Annotated in this window: 20 protein-coding genes and 1 riboswitch; of the genes, 2 read left to right on the top strand and 18 right to left on the bottom strand. The window is 50.7% G+C overall.

Features of this window, described 5'->3' with window-relative positions:
* Positions 1-86: 86 nt before the first annotated feature.
* A riboswitch (cyclic di-AMP (ydaO/yuaA leader) is annotated at positions 87-232 on the bottom strand.
* 129 nt (positions 233-361) lie between these two features.
* Positions 362-2,755, bottom strand: a complete 2,394-nt coding sequence (locus B9A14_RS01205; RefSeq protein WP_231967871.1) for a Lon protease family protein — start codon at positions 2,753-2,755, stop codon at positions 362-364.
* Positions 2,756-2,953: 198 nt separating this feature from the next.
* Here B9A14_RS01205 and B9A14_RS01200 point away from each other — a divergent pair, with 198 nt between their 5' ends.
* Positions 2,954-3,331, top strand: coding sequence for a cyclophilin-like fold protein (locus B9A14_RS01200; RefSeq protein WP_084663237.1), 378 nt, complete (start codon positions 2,954-2,956; stop codon positions 3,329-3,331).
* 103 nt (positions 3,332-3,434) lie between these two features.
* A complete protein-coding gene (locus B9A14_RS01195) occupies positions 3,435-5,150 on the top strand; it encodes a stalk domain-containing protein (protein WP_084663235.1) in 1,716 nt (571 codons plus the stop codon).
* A gap of 123 nt (positions 5,151-5,273) precedes the next feature.
* On the opposite strand, the gene ltrA is transcribed toward B9A14_RS01195, so the two are convergent.
* The 17 genes from ltrA to B9A14_RS01115 all read right to left on the bottom strand — a co-directional run bounded on the left by ltrA (position 5,274) and on the right by B9A14_RS01115 (position 25,209).
* Complete coding sequence (gene ltrA / locus B9A14_RS01190; RefSeq protein WP_231967870.1) at positions 5,274-6,530, bottom strand: group II intron reverse transcriptase/maturase; 1,257 nt, start codon at positions 6,528-6,530, stop codon at positions 5,274-5,276.
* 195 nt (positions 6,531-6,725) lie between these two features.
* Positions 6,726-6,851, bottom strand: coding sequence for a hypothetical protein (locus B9A14_RS17860; RefSeq protein WP_269456741.1), 126 nt, complete (start codon positions 6,849-6,851; stop codon positions 6,726-6,728).
* 79 nt (positions 6,852-6,930) lie between these two features.
* Entirely contained in the window at positions 6,931-7,176 is a 246-nt protein-coding gene (locus tag B9A14_RS01185) for a hypothetical protein (RefSeq protein WP_084663231.1), read from the bottom strand.
* Position 7,177: 1 nt separating this feature from the next.
* A complete protein-coding gene (gene dmpI / locus B9A14_RS01180) occupies positions 7,178-7,366 on the bottom strand; it encodes a 4-oxalocrotonate tautomerase DmpI (RefSeq protein ID WP_084663229.1) in 189 nt (62 codons plus the stop codon).
* A 66-nt stretch (positions 7,367-7,432) separates the two neighbouring features.
* The gene (locus tag B9A14_RS01175; RefSeq protein ID WP_084663227.1) at positions 7,433-8,170 is read right to left on the bottom strand and encodes a carbon-nitrogen hydrolase family protein; all 738 of its coding nucleotides are present in this window, start codon (positions 8,168-8,170) and stop codon (positions 7,433-7,435) included.
* A 169-nt stretch (positions 8,171-8,339) separates the two neighbouring features.
* Positions 8,340-9,464, bottom strand: a complete 1,125-nt coding sequence (locus B9A14_RS01170) for an amidohydrolase (RefSeq protein WP_084663225.1) — start codon at positions 9,462-9,464, stop codon at positions 8,340-8,342.
* A gap of 157 nt (positions 9,465-9,621) precedes the next feature.
* Positions 9,622-10,815: an ABC transporter permease gene (locus B9A14_RS01165; RefSeq protein WP_084663223.1), complete on the bottom strand. Its 1,194-nt coding sequence runs from the start codon at positions 10,813-10,815 to the stop codon at positions 9,622-9,624.
* Between the two features lie 2 nt (positions 10,816-10,817).
* Positions 10,818-11,990 (bottom strand): HlyD family secretion protein, encoded by a 1,173-nt coding sequence (locus B9A14_RS01160; RefSeq protein ID WP_084663218.1) that lies wholly within the window; start codon positions 11,988-11,990, stop codon positions 10,818-10,820.
* Positions 11,991-11,996: 6 nt separating this feature from the next.
* Positions 11,997-12,614: a TetR/AcrR family transcriptional regulator gene (locus B9A14_RS01155; RefSeq protein ID WP_231967869.1), complete on the bottom strand. Its 618-nt coding sequence runs from the start codon at positions 12,612-12,614 to the stop codon at positions 11,997-11,999.
* 166 nt (positions 12,615-12,780) lie between these two features.
* Positions 12,781-13,911, bottom strand: coding sequence for a TolC family protein (locus B9A14_RS01150; protein ID WP_231967868.1), 1,131 nt, complete (start codon positions 13,909-13,911; stop codon positions 12,781-12,783).
* A 67-nt stretch (positions 13,912-13,978) separates the two neighbouring features.
* Entirely contained in the window at positions 13,979-16,306 is a 2,328-nt protein-coding gene (locus B9A14_RS01145; protein ID WP_084663216.1) for a copper amine oxidase N-terminal domain-containing protein, read from the bottom strand.
* 357 nt (positions 16,307-16,663) lie between these two features.
* Positions 16,664-17,776 (bottom strand): zf-HC2 domain-containing protein, encoded by a 1,113-nt coding sequence (locus tag B9A14_RS01140; protein ID WP_084663214.1) that lies wholly within the window; start codon positions 17,774-17,776, stop codon positions 16,664-16,666.
* 127 nt (positions 17,777-17,903) lie between these two features.
* Entirely contained in the window at positions 17,904-18,482 is a 579-nt protein-coding gene (locus B9A14_RS01135) for an RNA polymerase sigma factor (RefSeq protein WP_084663212.1), read from the bottom strand.
* 326 nt (positions 18,483-18,808) lie between these two features.
* Positions 18,809-21,925 carry an efflux RND transporter permease subunit gene (locus B9A14_RS01130; protein ID WP_084663210.1) on the bottom strand — a complete coding sequence of 1,039 codons (3,117 nt, stop codon included), beginning with the start codon at positions 21,923-21,925 and terminating at the stop codon, positions 18,809-18,811.
* Between the two features lie 4 nt (positions 21,926-21,929).
* Positions 21,930-23,126: an efflux RND transporter periplasmic adaptor subunit gene (locus B9A14_RS01125; protein ID WP_084663208.1), complete on the bottom strand. Its 1,197-nt coding sequence runs from the start codon at positions 23,124-23,126 to the stop codon at positions 21,930-21,932.
* Positions 23,127-23,213: 87 nt separating this feature from the next.
* Positions 23,214-24,473 (bottom strand): efflux RND transporter periplasmic adaptor subunit, encoded by a 1,260-nt coding sequence (locus B9A14_RS01120; protein WP_231967867.1) that lies wholly within the window; start codon positions 24,471-24,473, stop codon positions 23,214-23,216.
* A gap of 34 nt (positions 24,474-24,507) precedes the next feature.
* On the bottom strand, positions 24,508-25,209 hold the full coding sequence (locus B9A14_RS01115; RefSeq protein WP_084663199.1) for an HlyD family secretion protein: 702 nt from the start codon (positions 25,207-25,209) through the stop codon (positions 24,508-24,510).
* Between the last annotated feature and the right edge of the window lie 8 nt (positions 25,210-25,217).

Raw genomic sequence — 25,217 nt, 5'->3', positions numbered from 1 at the left:
CTCCTTTTAAGTCTTAGTATCTACTTAAATCTTATTGCTTAAAAAAGCCAATAAAAAATCATGGAGATCCTCCATGTTTCCTCGAGCAATCCCCTACCTTGCGCTTACGGGGTTAGCTGACGGGTTCGGGCCCAGGGGCGGCCCTACCCGGGAACCAAATTTCCCGGGATTCACCCCAAAATACGGGTCCCCCGCTTCCCTAAGATTTAAGGGAATTCAGCGCCTCTATTTTTTCCATTGGTGGCTATTCTAGCATCCCTATGGGTTCGAGTCAAAACCGGCTTAAATTGTTTTAATCTATAGCCATACTCATGGGGGATTACTGATCCTTTTCCCCTTCTCTCTTTCTTGGATTTTTACTTTATTTCTCGCCATTCCCCTCTTTTCCACTTTCCTTTACTCGCAAGTTAAGCTCAGTAAGGCTAGCGACCACCCGAGCATTAAAGGAACCTTCAGGAAATTTTCCATCAGGCCCGAGCTGACCCGCTGGTAAGCCTGTTAGGAGTTCGATACCCTCATCTACAGTATTAATAAGGTAAACGTTAAACATTTCATCTCTTATAGCCTCTACTACGTCTTCCCTAAGCATTAGGTTTTCAGCGTTAGCCGCGGGGATAACCACACCCTGATCCCCTGTTAAGCCTTTAATACGGCAAACATCAAAAAATCCTTCAATCTTTTCGTTTATACCCCCTACGGGTTGTACCTCTCCTTTCTGGTTGATAGAGCCAGTGACAGCTAAGTTTTGTTTCAAGGGTATCCCGGTTAGTGCGGACAGTAAAGCGAATAGTTCAGCACAGGATGCGCTATCTCCCTCAACACCTTCGTAACTCTGCTCAAAAACTAACCGTGCTGAAAGGCTAAGGGGAATGTCCCGGGCATACTTTCCCGCTAGATAGCCGCTTAAGATGAGCACTCCTTTAGTATGGATACGACCCCCAAGACGTGCTTCTCGCTCTATATCAATAACACCATCTTTGCCAGCTGCAACAGTAGCCGTAATGCGCGATGGCTTACCGAAGGTGAGGTCTCCCAGACTCACCACAGAAAGCCCGTTGACCTGACCCACCTTGGCTCCAGTGACATCTAGTAATAAGGTCCCGCGGGCAAACATTTCTTGAATCCGTTCCTGGATAAGATTGGAACGGTAAAAACTAGCATCTATAGCCTTTTTAACGTGCACAGCGGTAGTATAAAGGGCTCCCTCTCGTCGAGCATAATGACAGGCTTCCCTCACAATATCTGCTATCTCTGCAAATCGAGTAGAAAGTTTTTTCTGATCTTCGGCTAACCGGGAACCATATTCCACTAGCTTAGCCACTGCTGAAGCATCAAGGTGTAATAGATTTTCCTTGCCACATAGGGTGCAGAAGAAGGCCGCGTATTTACTTATGTTTTCAGCGTTACGGTCCATACGAGTATCGAACTCAGCTTTAACTTTAAAGAGTTCTCGGAAATCCCGGTCAAACCAGTATAGAATATAGTAATGTAGGGGCTCCCCTAGCAGGATAACCTTTACATCTAAAGGAATGGGCTCTGGGCGAAGGCTTTTGCCTGCCACCAGGCCCAGCCTCTCAGCAGGTTCCTCGATGGTTATCTCCTTATCGCGCAGGGCACGTTTAAGGGCATCCCAAACGAATAGATTGCGGAGTAAATCCTCTACATGGATAACAATATATCCCCCATTAGCACGGTGAAGCGATCCGCCACGGACCATGGTGAAATCAGTTACCAAGGTGCCAAAATGAGCTTCTTTTTCGATTCGCCCAAAGAGGTCACCATAAGTAGGGTTAAGTTCTACAACTACAGGTGCACCCGTTAGTCCGCTATTATCTACTATTACATTTACCTCATATTTCCGAAACGGGGTCTCCCGCATCCAGGGAGGTACCATACTTTCGCTTTCCCGTGGTTCATTACGAAAAAGTCCGATATTATTCACCATATCTTGTTGGACGGCCTCTAAATGAGCCTTCACATCGGGAAATGCACTATATTTTTCTAAGAGGTGAGCAAATAGATGTCCTACTGCGAAAGCAGCTATTTCGCTTTCCAGACGACGTAAAGCCTCGGCAGCTTCGTGCTCAAACTTGTGTAACTCCCGGAAAGTTCTGGCCACTTCCTGCTCTAAAGCCGCTCGCCGCTGTAATATGTCTGTTTGTTCCTCTGGTGGAAGCTCGGCGAATTCTTCATCTTTAATTATTTGACCATTCCTAAGGGGAATAATAAAGATGCCGTTGGGCGTGGCCTGGACAACAAACCCGGCCGCCTGCGCCTTAGCATGGAGCTCCCGGAGAAGCTCGTTTTTCTTAGCGTCAAAGGCCGCAGTTATCTCTTCCCTCTTCTTAGCGTACTCTTCACTAGCAAAGGCACGTGGTATTTCCCGGCGGGCTGTTTTAATAAGGTTTTGCATATCCCTCGCTAGTTGGGCCCCCATACCTGCCGGTAACCTTAGGGCCCGTGGTCGGTAGGAATCTCGGAAATTATAGACGTAACACCAATCTGGCGGCGCTGGCTTCTTACAGGCCACCTCTTCCAAGAAGGACTTTACCGCTGTAGTCCTACCAGTTCCTGGTACTCCGGCCACAAAGATGTTAAAGCCTTCCGCTTGGATATCCAGGCCAAATTCTAACGCCTTAACTGCGCGTTCCTGACCAATAATGGTTCCCAGCGGTTTAAGATCATCAGTATGAAGACACCCTAGTTCTTCTATCTTGCATATTGCCCTTGCTTCCTCTGCAGCTATCTTTTTCAAAATAATATACCTCCCGCAAAAATGGCAGTTCTCTGTCCAAATTCGCCAAGCCTCCGAAGTTTCCTTCTAGGCACCTCCAGGAGATAAATTTTTCTCTTTAAAATTATGGCTCGCAGGATTTCGATAAAAGGAGCAGATGAAAACAACCTAGAGCATGGAAACAAATTTTAGTAAAATAAACTTTGGAGGTGAATACCTATGCATGTGTGGCTTAAAGTAGGAAATGTAAAGCTTGAGATCGAGCTTAACAATACATCCACTGCCCAGAAAATATGGGAAACGTTACCCATTGAAGCTACTGTCAACACCTGGGGGGACGAGATATATTTCAGCATCCCTGTTAAGCTTGAGCAAGAAAAACCCCAAGAGACAGTCCAAGAAGGAGATGTGGCTTATTGGCCGCCTGGCCATGCCTTGTGCGTTTTCTTCGGTCCCACACCTGTATCTGGCCCAGGCGAAATAAGGCCCTATAGCCCCGTTACTGTGGTAGGCAAGGTAATAGGTGAAGCTAAAGTATTAAAGGCCGTGCGAGACGGCGAAAAGGTAAGATTGGACAGGAAGGAGACCGACGAATAATATAGGAGCTGAGCAAAGGCCTGTTCATAAGGACCTGCAGGGCTATAAATTTGCCGCCAAATACCAAACAATAGCCGTAAATTAAACGGGAGCGTATCAAGCTATGGTCAATAAATTTATAGCCCACAAGACTATGAGCTGTGTTAACAATGCTCCTCGTAGGTCCAAATATATTCTTATCCCTTGCCTTTTTGCTATCTTCTCCCTTTTTACTATCTTTCTCCCCTACCCCGCTTTGGCGGCAACAGCAACCCAGGTCATCTTCTCAGAAAACTCAAGGGAAATATGGATAGACGGCACGCGGGACGAACTGCCTGAGAAGCCCTACCTATCCGGTGACTACATTATGGTTCCCTTAAGACCCCTCGCCGAAAAGCTGGGCGGTCAGGTACAGTGGGAGCCCGGTCCACCGGAAACCATAAAAGTTTCCTTAGGAAATCGCCAGGCTATTATTTACCCTGGAAGCAAGATTGTCTTTTATTTAGAAGGGGAACAGCCGGGAGCTGAAATCTTACCAGCAGAAATACAAAAGGTGGGCCAGCTTGTCTTTGCCCCCGCTATAATGTTTTATAGGGTTTTTAACATCCCTTACGCCAGATGGCCAGAAGGAAAAGCTTACCTCCTAGGGAGCACTAACCGGCCTCCCACGGCCTACTTCGAAGTCTCTCAACCTGCCTACGCTGGCCAACCTCTACATTACACAGTAAAGCCACAGGATCCCGAAGGAGACCCCATCGTTGAAGAAAGGTGGATAGGCCGGCAAGAAGTATTCCCCGAAGAAGGTCTATACACTGTTACTCTGCAGGTAAAGGATAGCCGGGGAAGCTGGAGCAAGCCCTTCTCACGGACTATCAAAGTGTTATCCGCTCCGGTCACCCTCCAACCTGGTGACCTATGGCCGAAAGAGAAAATATCTCCCACCTTCACTTATAAGCCAATAAAGAAGCATACAGGCCCTATCCTGCTCTTTAGCGACAGCCCAGAATATATAGAACGGCCCGGGATACTATACCGTGACGAGATAGAAGGAGAAGCAAGGCTCTATTTCTGGCACGCTATTCAGAGCCCTTTAACCTTTAGAATATATGTACTGGCTGTTAACCCTGGACAGCGAGAAGTTGAGCTCACTATTGAGAAAGAGGGATACAGTGGACCTTCTAACAATGTCTACCAGGTGGCCAAGGAGGCTCTCATCCAGTATTTTAATGCCACTCAAAGCCGTACTTTACGCCTAAAACCTGGAGAGGCTTTGATCCTTAATAAAATAACCCCTCCTGCAGTACGGCACCAAGTAGTACACGGGATTATGGATGTGTATGCTACTGGTAAGCTCCAGATCCTTTTCATAGCCCTTCCCACCACCACTGATGTGCTCAAGGAATATAACAAGCTTCCTTATCTGCTGGCAGATGGAATACACACGCGGGGAACCTTCGGGCCCTCTGATATAGAAATAGAGCTTGTTTTAACCGGCCAGGAAACAGGGAGTCTTATCCTCGCTGATGGCCAGGAAGATGAATTTTTACCTGGAAAGGGTAGTGCACCTTCACTTACCGGCAATTACGGCGCTTTCTACAAGCTAAAGCTCCTACCCATTCGCGATACTGAGGTTTTCTTAGTCCCGGTAAGCGGCTACTTTGGGGGGATAGTGGTCCTTGAGGGAAATATAATCGAGGTCCCCCGGAAGGGGTTTGTGGAAACCCCGGAGCAAGCCATTTTCCTAGGGAAACTTAAGGCCAACCGGCCCGCTGAGCTTTATTTTATACCACCCGGAGGTTCTTGTTTGCCCGTGAAATTGGTGTTTAAGCCTTCTCTATAATAAAAGATTAAGGTTAGGATACATACTCTCCCCAGTTGTAGCCAAGTCACATCGAGTAGGAGGGGGCGGCTAGCCCCCGTCCTCTCACACCACCGGACATGCGGGTCCGCATCCGGCGGTTCATCAAGCTTGACGAAGACAAGAATAGCGTTCGGTTAAGCTCATGAGGCCCTGGGACTGCCAATAGGCATTACCCAGGGCTCTATTCATTGGACCATGAGCCATCCACCATGGCCCTTTGCGAGCATTAGCAAATTGATGTACCACCCATTCCGGCAGTCCCAATGCGCGTAGCTCCCGATATCTGGTCCGTACTCGCTTCCACTGCTTCCAGAGGCACATGCGTAGCCTCCTCCGCATCCAGCCTTCTATCTCCTCAAAAACGCTGGGCGTTTCGGCCAGGGCAAAGTATCCTATCCACCCGCCCAAATAGGCGTTGAGACGCTCTATGCGTTCGGCCATACTCACGGGTTTATTCCGGGCAGTTATCTCCCGAATTTTCCCTTTCACCCGCTCGATGGTCTGAGGCGCCAGGCGGATAAGAATTTCTCCTGTCTTGCGCTTGTGCATGCTAAACCCCAGGAATTTCAGTTTCCACGGCCGGTCTACCGCACTTTTCTGCTCGTTAATTTTGAGCTTCAACCGTTCCTGCAGGAACTTACGGATACTTGCCATGACCCTCTCCCCCGCCCGCTTGCTCTTGACGTAAATGTTGCAGTCATCAGCATAGCGGACAAACTTGTGGCCCCTCTTCTCCAGTTCTTTGTCCAGGTCGTCCAGGAGTATGTTGGCCAAAAGTGGACTTAAAGGCCCGCCCTGCGGCGTCCCTTCCACCGTCTCTACGACCACCCCGTTTACCATGACACCTGCCTGGAGATAGCGACGGATAAGGGTAAGCACTCTCTTATCTGTCACTTTTCGGGCCACTCGGGCCATGAGTATGTCGTGGTTGACCCGGTCAAAGAATTTCTCTATGTCCAGGTCCACGACCCATTCGTATCCTTCTTCCACGTATTGACGCGCTCTCCTTACCGCATCATGGGCTCTCCTCCCAGGCCGAAACCCGTAACTGGCCTCCGAAAACTGCGGGTCGAAAATGGGCGTCAATACTTGCAGGAGAGCCTGCTGGATCAGGCGGTCCATTGCGGTAGGTATCCCTAATAGCCGCTTGCCTCCCCCGGGTTTCGGGATTTCGACCCGGCGCACGGGCTTAGGCCTATAGGTACCTGTAAGCAATTCCTCCCGGATGCGCGGCCATTCGGCACGAATTTGGTCCCGAAGCCGTTCGGTCGGGATGCCATCTACGCCGGGCGCGCCTCCGTTCCGCTCTACCCGCCTCAAAGCGGCCAGCATGTTGCTTCTTTCCACCACCTGCTCCATCAGGCCGCTACCTTGGCCTCCGCGAGGTGACGTCCCGCCTTGTGCCGGAGAAGAACTCGGCCCTCCCCCAGTCCCCCGTGGCTTCACCACTTCCTCCTGTGGGCAGGCCCCTTCCGGGGTTTTCTGCTTTCTTCGCCCTTCTCGCGAACGCACCAGTCCCACCTCTGACTTGATGTTCGGGCCTTCCCCTGGAGTTCATGACCCCCAGGGTACTATGCCCAAAGCTTCCTCCTGCCAGTTCAGCCGTGCCTTCCGACACGGGTTACCAGCTCTACCTGGCTTATCCGGCAGGCCTCCCCGGGTAAGAGCGTTAACCTTCACCCCGCGCCCGCCCCATATACTCCGCCGTCCTTATGTCTGCCTGGGATTTCGCTGTGTTATGCCAGCTCATCCGAACGGCTTAGCCTCTTATGGGGTTCTTGTTCATCGGGCCGTGGCTTTGCCTCCGGCTTCCTTCGGATTCCACCTCACGATGGACACCCTTGCCTTCGGCTAGCAGGCTCGTGCTGCCTCGCCTGCAGTGGACTCTCACCACCAAGTTAACGCCCATGCCGGGCGCACATAAAAAATGGCCGGTGCTAAAAGCCCGGCCGTACTGCTTCCTTTCATACCCTTCTTTAGCTCCTCTCCTCATTTTACTCTTCATTTTACTTGTGTAACTCAGAAAGCTGTTTGCCACCGGTGCCGATGTTATCCGGGGAATTCTCCCGGATGATAACGACAAAGGCTTGGGTGGGTATACCTAGGATAGAACTAGCAGTATCAGTTAGGGCCTTGATAAGTTCTGCCTTTTTCTCTTTGCTCATGGAACCTGCATCGATTTGAATCACAGGCATTTTTTCACCTCCTTCCTCATCTTAACCTCTCCACGGCTAGATGAAGGATAAGGCTATTAAACTACCTCACGGAGAGTTGGAGTGAGGGAAGGGATCCCAGGTGAGTATTTCCTCTCCTGTTTCCCCGGCCCGGGCCACCACCACGCCTTGGGGATCTACGATTAAGCTGTTCCCCAGGCTTATAAGGCCTATATGGCTCCCCACCGCGTTGGCCAGGAAGACAGGAAAAGCATTCTCCACTGCCCGGGCAATGGGAAGAGCTAAGTTCTTATCCATTTTCCATCTAGCCTCGGGTGGGGAGTAAAAATGGGCTGAAAGGATAAGCAGGGCTTCCGCCCCTTCTTGTCGCAACCTTTGCGCCAGCTCAGGATAATTTTGGTCTCGGCAGATAATTATACCGAAGCGATGTCCATAGTACTCAAACACTAAAGGTGTCTTCCCCGGAGAAAAATAACGGGCTTCCGCTTCCGTAAGGTAGATCTTATAATAGGTATGTACCCTGCCGTCCGGGAGGAAAACTGAGGCAGCATTGTAATACTTTCCTTCTGAAACTTCTGCCCTTCCTACCACTAAACTTAAGTCTAGCTTGACCGACCACCTGCTAAGTATAGCCAAGGCTTCCTTTAATTCTTCTTCTAAACGTGGGCTTTTAAGGACCTTAGAACTATAACCTGTAAGGCACATCTCTGGGAATACTACTAGCTTTGCCCCGCGCCGAGCCGCCTCCCTAGCCAAGGCTAGTATTCGCGATAGATTAACCTTAAGGCTATCAGCTATAAACATCTGCACTACTGCTACCCGCATCCTTCTTTCACCTCTTAATTTCCCTCATAAATCCCTTTAACTCTTCGACATCCCGTTGCAAAATGCCATGAACCGCATAAAAAGTTCCGAGGCGCTAGCTCCCCCAAGCACCTTGGGGTCCAAAAGCCGCCATTAAGCCTGGGGTGGGGGATAGGTTACGGGAGTGAGCCTATTCTTGGCTGTCGTAAAACTCCTGGTTGGCCCGCGCAAAAAGGTCCAATACCTCCTCAAAATTAAGATGATGCCCTCCCGAGAGGCCCGCCACCAATGCGGCCGCCTCCCGGGGATCGGCGTGTTCCACCGGGGCGTCGGAGCCGACCAGCAAACGTATACCCTTATCCTTCATAAGCCCCCAGGCGTAGGCTGTCTGCATCCGCTCCGGGCCCAGCCTGCGTTTGGCCCAGGAGATTTCCCGGGAAAAGATAGGCTGTATACAGACGGGTATCTCTAGCTCCGCCAAGGCCTCCAGCTGCTCTTCTCTGGCATACTGGACGTGCTCCAGGCGGTCCAGGGGGTGACGGCTCTGCCGCACAACGCGCAGGAATTGGTCAATAGCCCGGTCTCCGATAGCGTGGGCAGCGATGGGCTTGCCTTTTTGATGGACTCTTTTTACCAGGGCAAGGAGGGTTTCATCGCTGTAATTGAGGAGGCCATAGTTACCAGGGTCGTCGGAGTATTCTTCAGTTAAGGCCGCGGTACGGGCCCCCAGGCCCCCGTCCAGGAAAACCTTATACCCTAAAGCTTCATCCAGTAGCCCGAAGTCCACCGTATAGAACTCCACTTCGATCCCTTCATTCAGGTCCTCGAAGAGGGGACGCTTGCTTCGATCCATGCTCATGTCAATGACTTTAACTATCCCCAGTTTCTTAAGCTCCCTTAAGCCTTGGGATAGGATCGATCTTGGCTCTAGATTGAGGCTGGCTACCAGGGTCTTAAGGAGGTTAAATACCTCGGCCTCATAAAAGATGCCGTTTTCTGCGAAAAAACCCAGCCTCTGCATGGCGGCCGTATTAGCTACGACCAGGTGCAGGCAGGTCCGGACTATTACCACAGGAGTTGAGCCGAAAGCATAGTCCAGGAAGGCCCGTTCGGGGATAATTTTTTCGGCCAGCCTTTCCTGGTTAAAGCGTACCCCTATGGCCCATCCCTCTACCAGGCTTGACTTCAGGGTTTCCACTAGTTCTTGGAGATTTGAACATTTTTCCAGGTCAGCAAAGTGATTGAAGAGGGCGAATTCCCATACATGTATGTGGGCGTCCACGTATCCCTGGCAGCACAACGTTCCCTGACTCATGTTTATTCCTCCACCCTAAGCTTAAACTCTTTCTTCACCTCTACCATTCTCAGGTTCATATTAGGCCTTGCAAGCAACATCTGTCAAGGTTTCCTCTCGTTACGACCGGGCATGGCCAAATCGAATAGACCTCCTGTGGTTAAGGTACTGGTCCAGGTTAAAGGGCCTTATGTGGTAGCTCAGTCGACTCGGGATGCGAGGCTGGGGTAAAATATCTTAGTTTTACCACCACAGTAGCCAACAGAAACAATATTGCGGCCATGGAGGCTAGTACAACCAGATCGGGCAGGATAGTGTTTAGACTTACATCCATCAAAAAGATTTTCCTAACGTTATCTGCATAATAAGTAAGAGGCAGGAGCCGGGCGAGGGCTTTGGCTAAGGGCGGCATAGCAGCCAGCGGCCAGGTATAGCCGGAAAACAAAAAAGAGGGAACAGCCACCAGCATGGCCACCTGCGTAGCTTCCAGTTCATTGCGGCATATGGTAGAAAGCAGAATGCCAAGGCTCAAGATACAGGCGAGGAAGGCTAGTGTCAGGAGTAAAAGGTTGACGTAGTTGCCCTTAAAGGGCACCTGGAAGAGGTAAATACCTCCTGCAAACAAGAGGTTTAGGGTCCCCAGGTTGATAAGAAAGTAAGGCATAATTTTCCCCACTGTAACGGCAAAGGCGCTCCGGTAGCGTTCTGTTATCTCCCTCCAGGCCCCCTGTTCCTTTTCTCTGACCATAGCCACAGCCATATAAAGAAGCGCCACCTGCTGGATTACAGTAGCCATGAGGCCCAGAAGCAGGAAATTAGTATAGTTAAATGTTGGATTATACCATACCCTCAGGCGAAAGACTATAGGCTGGATTAGCTTGCTGGCCGCCTGGGACGAAAGGCCGCTACCTTCTAACCTCTTAAGTAGCGTACCAGCAGATAAGGTCTGGATGATCTCGCTTGCCGCGGTAGTGACCGCGTTGCCAATAATCATATTGGCCCCATTGACTACTACCATCACCTGGCTGCCCGTACCCCTCTTGATGTTCCTAGTAAAGTCTGGAGGGATGACAATGGCAGCCATGATCTCTCCTCTCTCCATGGCCACTTCCATATGCTTTTGGTTGTCCAGCTTGGTCGTATACTTGAAGCGGTCAGAATCGCAGAAGGCAGTTATGACCGCGCGGCTTAAAGAGGTATTATCCATGTCCAGCACGCCTAGGTTGATATTATTAACCACATGCTTGCTGTAAAGAATCCCGAATAAAATGCAGTACAATAGGGGCACTCCAATTAAGATAAGGAGCAGACGCCGGTTTCTTAGGATGTATTGCCACTCGCGGAGCCAGACGTACCACATTTGGGAGAGCATTTTCACTTTTCCTCCTGCTTGGGTTGGAAGTCTACAGTTACAGACATCCCCGCCTTAAACTCAGGGTTATCTAGCCTTACTTTAACGTTATAAGAAATAATGTCTTTATCACCCCTCTCATTGGTGGCTCGCTGGATGGCATAATCAGGCTTTGGCCTGATAGATTCTACCCAGCCACTAAAGGTTTTGCCCGGAAAAGCAGGGCTTGTTACGCTCACCTCCTGGCCTTCTTTAATGCGGCCTAATTGTGTTTCCTTGACTTTAACGTTCACCCAGTTTTTATCCGGCTGCTGTATAGTGAAGAGTGGCATCCCCGCGGCTACTATCTCGCCTTCATCCACGTACTTAGAAACAATTATGCCGTTACAGGGGGCTTTTATAGCAGCTTCTTCCAGGCTACTACGAACCTCAGCTAGTACGGCTTCTGCGCGCTTTAAGTCCGCCTCAGCCATTTGTACCGCGTTGCGGGCGATCAGGTCTTGCATTTTGCCCGCCTCAGCTTTCAATAGGGCGGCCTGGGCCTGCTGAACAGCGGCGGCCGCGGCGCGTATGTCTTCCTCTTGTGTCCCCTCCTCCAGAAGGCTTAAACCCTCTTCCGCGTAGAGCATCTCTTGCCTGGCCGCTTCATACTTAGCTTTCACTTCATCCAGCATCTGCTGGGAGACGGCGCCAGACTCGAAAAGTTGCTTGGTGCGCTGGTAAGACTTTTCCGCCACCTCCAGGGCAGCCTTAGCCTGGTCTAGCTTCGCGCGGGCCTGCTCTACCTGCTGAGCCCGGGGACCTTTTTTAACCTTATCGTATTGGGACATGGCTTGGCTTAAGGCTGCCCGCGCGGCCTGGAGGTCAGCCTCGCTTGCCTTTTCTTGGAGCAGGAGGGCATTCTGGGCTTTTTCATACTGGGCCCTTGCAGCCTCAACGGCAGCCTGAGCCTGTTTTTCTTTTTCTTTTAACTCTTTAATTTCTATGTAAGCTAAAATTTCCCCCGCTCTGACCAGGTCGCCTTCCCTGGCTTTGATCGCTTGGAGGCGTCCCGGTATCTTAGCCGCGACATCCACCTCTTCGGCCTCCACTATTCCGTCAACTTTGAGGAGTGTTTCCTGCTGCTTACCGCATCCTGTGATTATTAGAAAGCTGATAACCAATAAGGATAGCACTTGGGAAAATTTCTCGCGCAAAAATATTCACCCCTTTATGAGCAGGATACTCCTTAAAACCAAGTCCAGTATGTGCTTTAAACGTTTTTCCAGGTTTTCTGGCCGCGTGGGATCGTCCTGCCAGAGGATGGCCAGTATATCCTTTTGGGTGAAGTAAGAAATGCATAAGGTGTTTACGCTTGTTAAGACCTGCCTCACGTCCAGGTCGGTGCGGAAAACCCCCTTGGCCATGCCGTCTTCCAATATGGCTTTAAGCCGCGGCAATCCCTCCTCCCATATGGGGGGTAGGACTCTCCTCGCGTAAAGGCCGCCTTCAAGAGCCTCCCAGGATACTAGCCGGGCGTAATTGGGGTTCCTGGCCAGGAAATAGAAGTAGGTCTTTATCGCCTCGACGGCTTGTTCCCTAGGATCTTCCTTGCTTTTCGATGCCTGGCTGGTGGCGGCCAGGGCTCTCTCGAAATTAGCCTTTAGAACCGCAGTATAAAGGTCTTCCTTGCTTTGAAAATAGTGATACAGCATCCGCTTGTTGATCTGGGCCCTGGCAGCGATCTCATCTACCCGCGCTCCCCGGAGTCCTTTGGAAGCGAAAACTTCTTCGGCCGCCGCCAGGATGCGCTCCCTGCTCTGCATCCCGCACACCTTCACTGCAACGCCCCCTTATAAATGCCTGTGCCAGGTAACTAACTATTTAGTTACTAGAGACAATTAGAGGCCCTTTCCTTCCCAAAACCCCCAGGGGAAGGCCATAAGCCTTTCCCCTGGGTAAGAAAGTTTTACGGCAAGTATAGACTTAATTTGAAAAGATCCAGCTCTAGTTGCCAGACCCACTGCTCCCAGTACTCCCGCTTCCCGTACTTACAGCCCAGGGCTTCTCAAAGGCAAGCTTCAAGTAGGCATGCTTCCGCACCAGGTCATCCAGGGCCTGCTTCGCCTGGACCACGGCTACTTCAGCAGCCAGCACGTCTGCTTTAATGGATATCCCCACCTCGTATTTGGCCCTTTCCACGCGCAGCTTTTCCCCCGCCATCTTGAGGGCCTCTAACGCCGCGGCATAGCCTTCCTCGACTTTTTTGGCCTGGTAGTAAATGGTCCGCGTAAATTTAGCCATAACCTCTCGCGCGTTGGCGTAGTCCAGCTCCGCCTCCTCCAACTCCTTCTGCCTGGCCTCGTAGGGGGTGTAAACCCCTTTAATAAAGTACATCATGTCCGCCGCCCATTTTTTAAGGTCTATATTCTGCCGCGCCTTCCATACGTTGGGGTCTTTATCCAGCACCCTGGACACCTCGGCCTCAAGGCTGTCTACCTTCAAGGGCTCAAACTTGACGTCGTCAGTAAGCTCCGGTCTTTCGCCAGCATCCAGCCCAATGGTCTGGTTCAGTGCGTTGTATGCGTCATCCAATTCGTGCCGCGCCAGCTCGCAATTCTTCACTGCCTGCTGGTACTGGGCCTCTGCGATAGTTAATATGGACTGTGCTATAGTGCCTGCGGCTACACCAGCCCTGGCGTTCTGCAGGTTAACCAGCGCCTGCTCTTTAAGCTTCTCCTGGAGGGTTAACTTGCTCTGGGCAACCTGCACATCCCAGTACTTCTTGCACACATCCAGTACCAGGGCGTCTATCTTCGCCTCGTAGTCCCTCTTGCTGACCCTCCAGGCCAGGTCATAGGAAAGCAGTTTGTTCCAGTTAGCCTCTATCTGCGGGCCGTAGGGGCCGACGTAGCCTCCCAGTACCGGCGTAAACTGTACATCCTCCTGCGCCTGGTCCCGTAGGGCCTTAGTGCGGTCGATCTCGGCCGCCGCCTTCTTTATGCCCCTGTCGTGCTCCAGGGCCAGCTTGATGGCCTCGTCCAAACTCAGCGTATCCTTTGCAGCAGCTGCTTCTACCATACCAAAGCTCAACACGAAAACAGCAACCAGGACTAGTGCCAGTAAGGCCCTTTGCAAGCTACCACCCCCAAATTATAGGACCCAGGTCCGCACCCGGACCTGGGTCCTGGAAGCCTTCGTAGGCTTATAGCTTCATGGTGACGGTCTGAGTAGCCTCGTCCCAGTCCACCTGAGCACCGAAGGCCTGGGCCACCCACCTGAACGGCACCATCACGCGGCCGTTGACCACTTCGGCTACCACGTCCATGGTAACGGGCGCACCGTTGATGCTCAGTATCGCGCTGCCAGGAGTGACTTGAACCACGCGGCCCTGCCCGATGAAGGTGGCCTTAACGCCATCCCAGATCACGTTTTCGGGCGAGATGCCGAGGGCATAGGCTACATACCTGATAGGCAGGTAAGTGCGGCTATCCTTGATGTACGGGGCAACATCCATAGTGGACTGGACGCCGTTCACGGTGTAGGTAGTGCTATTAATGGTGAACACTGCCGTCTGCCTGGCCTCGGACGGAGCCGGAGTCACAACGGTAGCGTTGACGACCTTCACAACATAGTCATCGCCCGGGAAGAAGGCTTTATCAACTACTCCATCCTTATCCTTATCATAGCCTTCCGTGTCGGTAATTACCAGCGCAGGGCCGCCAACCTTAACCTGGATATCGCCTTCGCCAACGGTCCGATCGATGTCATAGTAAATACCGCTAATCTCGATAGTGCTAGCTTCGTTACTGTCATCCTTAAATTTGATCTTGAGATCGCGATCGTCGTTCACAAGGGAGACTTGGTCGATCTCGATGTCGCCCTTGGTTACCTTAACTTCGGGCTTAGAGCTAAACTTCACACCGCTCGGCAGCCCTAACACCAGTTCCCTCTTGCCGTCATCAGTATCAATAGCACCTGCTCCCTGCTCAGTTATAGTAATCTTACCCGCCACCTGGTTAGCCTTGCCAAGCTGTACGTTTGTCTTCTCGGCGGTTACTGTTACGGGATTGACCACCTTAGCGACCGTAATCCTGCCACTTACACCGGCGCTACCGCCAACTTCAACTACTAGATCCCCTGTATAGCCAGCTTGGAGGTCTACAGTGATATTTTCGATGGTGAGCTCTGCCTTGTCCGTAGAACCTTTACCAGTGTTACCTGAAGCCAGCTCAACGGTAAACTTCGCTGTGCGATCATCGGTACCTTCGAGGCCTTTGAATACCAGCTTAATACCGCTATCCTCATCCACGCTATCGCCTGGCTTGAGTTGATTATCAACACGCTGGTCGTCAATCTTCCACCACCTGGCATTGGGCGGCAAAGTGAGCGTGATTGTCCTGCCTGGTACGAGGCTCTCCTTCATTGCCTCTGTGATCTTGATATCGCTAACTTCCTGATCATGCTGGCCAGCATAGACTACCTTGGAAGAGTCTTTAGCGCTAACAGTCGCCTTGTACTCACCATAGGTGCCTACTATGATTTCGCTCGGGCTCACAGTATAGTCGCCCTTTACTTTCGCAATCACATCGCCATATTTAGCTTTACTGGTATCGGTTACCTTGATGGGTACCCAGAAGTCTATGGCCACTTTATCCGTAGACTTGTAAACATCGTCTACCAGCGACATCTTCAGCGTATCGCCGTCGGAAATGAACTTGACTTTCGATACATCACCACTGCTACCCAAAGTACCATATATGATTTTTGCGCCTACATTCTTCGTATCGTCCAATGTTCCGCCATTGATATTGACGTCGCCCCACTCAAAGCCGTCGGGCAGCTCCAGCTTGAGCTCATCTTTCGCATTGAGCTTGCCGGCCACAGTTTCTTCAAGGCGTATCTTTACATAGCCTCCAGCATCAGAGAAAGTATCGGTGTCCACTGCAGCTACCTGGAGCCCGCCACCAGCAATTTTGCCGATTACCACGCTGCCATCAACTAGCTGGCCCGAAATATTCTTGATCGTAGCCTTGATATCACCACTCGCACCAGCGGGCACCTTTACATCTGTGAATTCTACGAGCAAGCGGAATTTTTGACCAGATATATTACCGCCACTGAATGATAATTTGAACCCGCGTTTCGTTTTGTCGGAGACGGTAACAAAAGTATTATATTTTCCGCTTTCCTCATAAACTACCTTATTTACAGCTTGTTGATCCGTAAATGTAACTCTTGTAACAGCATTCGAAGCATCTAAACCGAGACCCGTAAACTGCACCTGATAAATTTCATAATCCTGCGGTAGCTCTATCCATGCTTCCGAGGTTACAGAAGAATACATAGGATCAATTTCTATTTGAAATGAGCCTAGCTTGGCATGGGCAGTATCATCTTCAACCGTTGGGACTGTAATCGGCGTGTACGCCGTACCCACAGCCGCTGCCGGTCCGGCGAAAGGCACCATTAAACCGACTAGCATAGCGAGGGTTACCAAGATTGACAGCCACTTCTTCCTCGTTTTTGCCAACTTTCTCCCCTCCCTAAAGTTTTAAGAATGATAGTGTTTAAGGTGATAATGCCTTCTTTTACCGTTCTTCCCTTTCCCCTCCCCGACCGCCTTTGCTACACCCCCGCGTTACACTCGCTCATCCTCTGGGGGCCCAACACGGCGCTACCGGGACTGCATCCCCCCTTTATCTTCTTTCTTGCCACAAGGCTTTATCTTATCCCTGGCGCGGCCAGGCGCTCCAGAGGTGTCTCCTTTCCCTTTCTTTACCCTGCCATTTCCAAGTAATAATAACGAAGATATCCTCCAAAAGTTTCGCGCCCACGATATTTTTTACCCATAAAGCTTTACCTGTATTTTCTATACACTTTAGAGCCTTTAGGGCTGTAGCTTAAGCCACACATTGATCACTTCTTTCCCCGCTTCCAGGGTTTCTTGTCCGGTTTCTTCCAGGTAGTTCTTTAAAGCCCTAGCCATTGCCTCGCTTTCCGGATCTTGTCTGGCTTCGAGCTCTTGATATTCTAGTAGCCTGCGGTTATACTCCCCGGTCAAATCTACGGTGCTCCTTTCCCGGGCCATTTCTTTTCCTAAAGCCACTACCTGAGATATAAACCCGCTCGCCTTCTCTACTGGAAGGACAACTCTTAAGAGCACCTCTTCCTGCTGGTAAACCCAAACTTCTTTGGGCTGACTACCCCCAAATTTCTCCGCTAAGGCTAAAACGACTTCTTTGGCATAGGGGAGGTTTTTCACCTCAAGTTTAAGTAGGGTAGTGCGCACATGTAGCTCTTTGCTTAAAAATAGCTGGGGCTTGAGTTCTGCTTTTCCTCCCACCGCCGGCGAACCCACGCTGCTTGAAGCTACCTGACCTTGCTTTTCTTGCTTGACCAACGGCCCTGCCTCTAAGCCAGCTTTAGGCACAGTTTCCACCCCGGCATAAGTTTTCTTTCCCTTACTTTGGCCTTCTTTCTTTTGGTCTAGAAGCCTATCACCTTCTTTAGCCCCAGGATTACTCACTACCGGGATCTTTTCTCTCTCTCCTAAGGAATTGCTAGGAGCTTCGCCCCTTACTTTCTCCTCTACTGCTAAACTTCCCGGTGCAGCTATATTCCCGCTCAGCAAAGGAGCTCCCGCTGGCCCGCCTATCCCTGCACGGCCATATTGCAGCACCGCCAAGCCTATTCCCGCTACAAGAGCAGCAGCCACCGCTACCTTGCGCCACTTTAACGGCTTCTCCTGTAGCTGCCAAGGGGAAGCACTTGCTTCCTCTATCGCCTTTATCCGGGCCATGACTCCTTCCGCAAAACCAGCCGGGGGTTTCACCTGGCGGTATATATCTTTTAACCCTTCAGATATCTTGCGCAATGCCTCCAGCTCTTCCTGGCAGGCAGGACAATTAGCCAAGTGCCCTTCAAGCGAGGACCTTTCCTCCTCGCCTAGCTCCCCATCTATATAAGGTGAGAGCAACTTTCTTGCCTTCCAGCATCTCATAAAGTTTAACCACCTTTTGCCCTCTTAATAGACCTGCCCGTCCCAGGAAAGCATCTCTTTAAGCACCCTTTCGTATTATTTAAAACGAATATTTAGCAGGAAAGTTTCGTGACTAACCGGTATTTTTTTAGGAAAGGTATCCCAAGCTTTTAAGCTTTTCTTTAAGTAGCTGGCGGCTACGGTTTAAGCGGGACTTCACTGCCGCCTCGCTTTCGCCTAAGGTAGCGGCTATTTCTTTATAGGAAAGCTCATCGATAGCTCTTAGCTTTAAGGTAAGGCGGTAGCTCTCTGGGAGCTCTCTATAAGCCTTCCACACTGCTCGCCAAAATTCTCGCTTAGCCACTGTCTCCTGGACATCATCTTTATCGTCAGGTATTTCCCACTTCCCCCCTTCTTCCTTGGAATCCATTACCCCTTCTAAGGAAAAACTCCGGATTTTCCTCCGCCGCCTCCACCAGTCTATCCAAAGGTTAACCCCCATCCTATGTACCCACGCCTCAAAACTCCCTTTCCCCTGAGCAAATTCCGGGAGCGAGATATAAATTTTAAAGAAAATTTCCTGGGTCAGATCTTCTGCATCTACATGGTTTCCTGTTAAAGTAAGGGCTAGGGAATATACTTTATCCTTATAAAGCATCACCAGCTCCTCAAAGGCAGAAGTATCCCCCTCCTGCACCTTGGCTATTAGAGTCTCAACTTCAGGCATAGATAAGCTCCCTTTAAATAGCCCAGGTTGGGTCGTGACTTCGGTAATAATCACGAAGGAGAGGGCAGAAAGTTTCGCGAACAAAAAGCAAATTTTTTTAAACACAAAAAACCTCGTGGCCCCGCGCCACGAGCAAAAGAAAAAACGACCACCGCGCTCTCACCTTAAGAAATGCGAGGCTGTTTCTTTATCGTAAATTACGAAATCGAAATAAATAGTTGCAAAAATTTTACCGCAAAGGAATCCAAAGAAAACGCCTGGGAAGAGAGATTAAGGGATTGTTTAACCTCTTTTCCCAGGCGCTTTAGCCTCTTACGGCTTACCTCTTATGCGCCCATCCCCTTGCTTACCTTAAAACGGCAGAAAAGCCTTATTCCTAAATCCTCAAGGAGGGTATACAGCACAGGTATAAATACCAGGGTCAAAAGGGTAGAAACCAAAAGTCCCCCGCTAACAGCCGTGGCCAGGGGCGCCTGCATTTCAGCTCCCTCCCCCAGCCCTACTGCTAAAGGAAGCATGGCTAGGATAGTAGTAAAAGCGGTTAGCAGTATGGGCCGCAGTCTAGTAGCCCCAGCTTGCAGGATAGCCTCTTCCCGGGGCAGCCCCCGGCGGCGCAAAAGGTTAATATAATCCACCAGCACGATAGCGTTAGATAGCACTACCCCTGCCAGCATTATAACTCCTAGGAAAGCGGTGACGCTAAAGGTGCGGCGAGTTAAGAGCAAAGCGAGGACTACTCCCGTTAAGGAGATAGGAATGGAAAACATGATTATAAAAGGATGAAATAAGGATTCAAACTGGGCGGCCATGATCATGTACACCAAAAGGATAGCCATCACTAAAGCCATGCCTAGCTGGCCAAAGGATTCCAGCATCATCTTGTTCTGGCCGGTAAATTCAAACCGATAACCCGGTGGAAGCTTAAGCTCGCTCAAGCCTCTCCTTATATCCTGTATAACATCCCCTAAAGGCCGACCCGATATGTTGGCGGTGACGCTAGCTACCCTCTCTTGATTGTAGCGATTTATGGTAGAGGGGGTGGTATCTATTTTAAAGCGGGCCACTTCTTTTAGAGGCACTTGGATCCCTAGGGGAGAAGGTACGGTAAGGTTTTCTAGATCCATTAAGGTGCGGCGGGAAGAAAGGGGTAACTGGACTCTTACATCGTACTCTTCTCCTCCCACGCGGTAGCGGGTAGCCACTTTCCCTCCCACAGCTGAAGCTACAATGTTCCCCACTTGCGCGGAAGACAAATTATAGAGGGCAGCCTTCTCGCGGTCGACTATTACCTCTACCTGGGGCCTGCCCTGGGTAAAGGAGCTCTCCACCCCCACTGTCCCCGGTACCTGAGATACTATTTGTTTAACCTGCAGAGCCAACTCTTTCAGAGTAAACAAATCATCCCCGTGGATATCCACCTGCACCGGCGCTTGTGTCAGACCCCCGCTCTCAAAGCCCGAGGCCGCGGTCACTGTAATTTTAGCCCCAGGGATCTGCCTTAGCTTCCGGCGCAAGGCCGAGGCTACTTCTTCTGAACTGCGCCGCCTTTCCGACCGGTCTACCAGCCTCACCGTTATGCTGGCTATCTCCGGTGTCTCCCCGCTTAAAATACTCATCTGGCTTGTAGAACCGCCTACTACCTCGTAAATACTCTTAACCTCGGGTTCCCCCTTAATTATTTCCACTATTCTCTCTGCAACCCGAGAGGTCTCAGATAGAAGAGTACCTTTAGGTAATTCCAGGCTAATATTTATAGTTCCTTCATCCGAAGCGGGGAAAAACTCTACTCCCACTGCCGGGATTAAAGCTAGCCCGCCGGTAAAAATAGCTAAAGTAAATAAGATCACAGCCGGCCGGTGGTTTAAACTCCACTGTAGGGCCCGCTTATAAAAAGAGGTTAAAGAGGTAAGCCAGGAGCCAGACCAGAGCACCTGCCAAAGGCCCCGCCCTGTTCTTTCTTCTTTAGGCAATTCTCCGGCCAGGATACGGGCAGCCAGCATAGGAGTAACGGTTAGAGATACAGCCAGGGAGGCCAGAAGGGATAAGGCCACGGTAAAGGCCATAGGCGTGAAAAGCTGGGAGGCCAACCCTTGGACAAAGGCCACCGGCAAAAAGACACCTATGGTGGTAAGGGTGGAAGCCACCACTGCGTTGGCCACCTCTCCGGTCCCGCTTATGGCCGCCTGGACCGGTTCCTCCCCTAGCTGGCGGTGACGGTAGATATTGTCAAATACTACGATAGCATCATCCACCATGCGGCCTATACCTAAGGAGAGCCCTCCTAGGGTTATAAGGTTCAAATTAAGGCGGTCAAAGTAAAGAAGGACAAAGGTAGTGATCACGGAAACAGGTATGGTAAGGCCGATGACCAGGGTAGACTTAAAGTTTCTAAGAAAAAGGAGGATTAAGGCCATGGCCAGGAGGCTACCCCAAAGCATATCCCGGTATATCCCCTGGATGGCTGCCTCTATGTACTTGGCATTGTCCACTATGGGCTCTACCTTTACCCCCGGGGGTAAACTACTGGCCATCTCACTTATAGCTTTCTTCACTTCCCGGGAGATGGCCACTGTATTGGCCCCCGCCTGCTTCTGTATGGATAAACCTATGGCCGGCCTGCCATCCAGCAAGGCAAGGCTTGTGCGTTCGGCATGGGTATCCTCTACTTTAGCTATATCCTTTAAGCGTACGATCCCTCCACCCGAAGTGGGAAAGCCTATTCTTTCTATCTCTTCTAAGCTTTTGAATTCTCCCGTGACCCGTACTAGTACATTTTTACCGGCATCCTCCACTTTGCCTGCAGCAAAAGTGGTGTTTTCCCCCGCCAGGGTTTGAACCACCTGGGCGAGGGAGAGCCCGAAAAAGTTTAGGCGTTCAGGGTATACCAGCACTTGTATTTCCCGCTTAAAGCCTCCCGTTACGCTGACAGCTGCTACCCCTTCTAGCCGCTCAAGCCTCTTTTTAACTATATTTTCGGCCAGATCCTTAAGCCGCGCCTCATCCTTATCCCCGTATAAAGCCAGGGTCATCACGGGCATCATATTGGGGTCCATTTTAACCACCATGGGCTTGTCTGCCCCGTCGGGTAAAAACCCCTGGACCCGGTCGATCCTCTCCCGCATCTCCAGGGTAGCAAAGTCCATATTAGTACCCCATTCAAACTCTAAAACCAATACGGAGGTACCCATCATGCTCATAGAGCGGATGTTTTTTATCCCGTGGACAGTGCCCAGGGCCTCCTCTAGAGGCTTGCTTATGGACTTCTCCACCTCTTCTGGTCCTGCCCCTTGGTAGTTTGTTATCACTGCCGCATAAGGTAAATTTAGCTCCGGCAAAAGGTCTATCGGGAGGCGGGTTAAAGCTACCATACCTAAAAGCATGGCCGCCAGGATGCTCATAAGTACGGCCACCGGCCGGTTTACAGCTAACCGGGGTAGGTTCATCTCTTCATTCCCCTTTCACCACTTCCACCAATTGACCTTCACTCAAGAAATCCTGGCCCTTTACTACTATAGGAGTGCCTGCAGCCAGGCCCTCTTTTATCTCTACCTTCTCGCTGTCCGCGATCCCCAGGGTAACCGGCCGGCCTACAGCCCGGCCTTCTTCCACAGTAAACACTATATCCTGGGCTCCTCTTTTGACTACTGCATTCTTGGGCACCAGGACAGCGTTATCCACCCGCTCAGTGAGATAATAGATAATGGCTGTCATGCCAGGGTGTAATCCTTCAGGGCTACTGGTAAATTTCGCTTTAACTGTGTAAGACCGTGTCCGCTGGTCCGCCGCGGGGCTAAAAGTGCTTATCCTACCCTTAAATTCCCGTCCTAGCGCTGGTACTAATATCTTAACCTCTGCACCTTCTTTTAAGAAATTTATGTCTCGCTCCGTCACTTGGAAGTTGACTTCTATATCTTTATCCGTAGACAATTGCAAAATAGGACCCTGAGCTATCTCCCCTGGATTTAAAAGCTTAGCTGTTACCACGCCTTCTACCGGAGCTTTTATGTAGGTGTTAGATAAGGCCACTTCCGCCTGGCGTACCACAGCTTCGGCACTAGCCACCTGGGAAGAAAGGGCAGAACGCTGGGCTTTAAGGGCTTCCAGAGCCGCCCTAGCCGCCTCCACCTGGGCTTGGCTTACTTCCATGGCCGTCTGGGCTTGCTCCAGCTGCTGTTTAGAAGCTGCCCCGGCTTCATAAAGGGCTTTAACCCTTTCCCAATTAGCACGGCTGTTACTGGCATTGGCTTCCGCCTGACGCAAATTAGCTTCCAACTGGGCACGGTTGGCCTCCAGCTGGCTCAAAGCCGCCCGAGCTTGTTCTAACCCTGCCTTCGCTTGATCTAGCCTGGCTTTTACGTCTTCATTATCTAGCTCAGCCACCACATCCCCTGCCTTTACCCTGTCGCCCACCTGCACATACACTTTAGTCAGGCGGCCTGGTAAAGGGGCTCCCACCTTCACCTCCTCCCGGGCTGCAATAATCCCGGTAGCGCTGGCCAGGCGCGTAATACTTCCTAACTCCGCTTTCTTAAGTTCCACCGCTACTTTAGGCTCTTCAGTTTCCTGGGGGCCTCTTTTACCACAACTTGCAGCTAACAGGCTAAAAGTTAAAAAAATCAGCAGTAATCTTCGCCTAGAACCCATGCTCCCCGCTCCCCTCCCCACAGCTTCTAACCCTAACGCGTGCTATTACTACTGCTTCCCAGCTAAAATCTTCGCTTGAGCTTATTACTAGTCTATTTTTACTATCATCCCATCCTGCAAAGCCGTTACATTGGTAATGGCTACCTGTTCCCCCTCGCTTAAACCCTTAAGAACCGTTACTTTTTCTTCATTGCCCAGTCCCAAAGTAACCGCCCTCCGCCGCGCCACTCCTTGGGGATCTATTACAAATACAAAAATCTCTCCCGCCTCCCTTTGGAGGGCACTGGCCGGCACTATTAGACCCTCTTCTCCCTTAAGGTGGAATAGGGCTTTAGCCGTCATGCCGGGCTTAAGCTCGCCTGGATTAGCCACCTTTATCTCTACTGGAAAGCGCTGCCCATAAGAGACAGACAAAGGCCCTATTCTATCTATCTCTCCTTTAAATTCCTTCCCTGGAAAAGCATCTACTAACACAGAAACCTTTTGCCCCAGGGCCAGATAAGATACCCTTTCTTGGGGTACCGTGGCGAAAAGCTTTAAAGAGGACGTTTCCGCTATACTTAAAAGGGGGACGCCTGGCGCCGCTATCTCCCCTGGGTTTATGTAACGGTTGGTTACTATGCCACTCAAAGGTGAAAATATTTGGGCGTTGGTCAGCTGGGCTTCCAGCACATTCTTAGCTGCCTCTGCCTGGGCCAAGCCCGGTCCGGTGGCTATAGCATATTGCTTTTCCGCAGCTTCCTGCTGCTTAACCGCCAGATCATACTGCTTTTGGGCTACCTCGTAACGTTTTCTTGCCTGGAAAAGCTTAGTCTCTAGCTCATCCAATTGACTTTGCGGAGCAGCACCTGCCTCTACTAAAGCCTTCACACGGCTGTAACTTTTCTCCACATTGTCCAGGTCCGCTTTAGCCGTTTCAGCGTTAAGCCTAGCGACTTCTCTACTTAGCTTGGCCGTTTCAATGCTTATCTTGGCCTGCTCAGCCTGCTCTTTTACTTGCTCCACTCCTGCTTCTGCCTGCTTAAGCTGAGCCTTTAATTCTTTTAAATCTAGCTCTACTAAAAGCTGGCCAGCCTTCACCTCCTCCCCCACATCCGCGTGGACTGCGCTTACCTGCCCAGCCAGCTTGGCCGTCACATTAGCCGAACGATAGGGAAGTAAAGAGCCTGCCACCTCTACCGTAGACTCCACTTGGCCCTTGCCCACCACTACTACCTTTACAGGGATTCTTTCACTTGTACCCTGGCTTACCTCCTTGCTGTAAGCTACGAGCCCCAGGGCCAAAATCATTAGAAGTATTATTACAATGGCTATAAAGAGCTTAAGGTTTTCTCTCCCCCATAACACTTTCTATCTCCCCCATTCTTTTAAGCCAAATACTTTATCTAACATGGATTTTCACCGTAGAACTCATCCCTGGGAAAAGCTTTATATCTCCAGCATCTATAAGGGTGATTTTAACTGGAATAACTTGAGTTACTTTTATATAGTTGCCGCTTGAATTTTGACTGGGGAGCAAAGAAAATACCGAGGTAGTAGCCCGTCCTATGCTGGCCACCCGACCCGAGAACACCCTCCCTGGGTAGGCGTCTATCCTCACCTCCACCTTTTGGCCCACCTTTACTCTATTGATCTCCGTTTCCTTGATGTTAGCGCTTATATAAGCATGTTCAGTATCTGCCACCACAGCCAAAGGGGTACCCGGGCTAACAAGGGATCCCACCACCGCCTTGGACTGTATGATCTCCCCGCTTATGGGCGAGCGTATCTCGGCTTTGGAAGCCATTACTCCTGCTGCTCCCGCTAAGGCCTGGGGGCCTGTAGCAGTAGAAGTAAGGCTAGGCTCCAGATCCTGGCGGCCAAGGAGCTGGCCGGCCTTTACCTTATCGCTCTCTTTAACATTCCATTGCACCAGCCTCCCCGGCACTTCCGGTGTAACGGTCACCATATCCGCAGCTACCCGGGCATCCTCTGTGGTCACGAAATTTCGCCATTCGTAGTAGTAATATCCTACTATAGCGCCTGCCCCTATAAGAGAAAGTATAAGAACCAAAAAGACTACCTTTACCCTCTTATTTTTCATCACCTTGC

Source organism: Thermanaeromonas toyohensis ToBE (assembly GCF_900176005.1).
Lineage (GTDB): Bacteria > Bacillota > DSM-521 > Neomoorellales > Neomoorellaceae > Thermanaeromonas > Thermanaeromonas toyohensis.
This window is presented reverse-complemented; position numbering and strand designations above follow the sequence as displayed.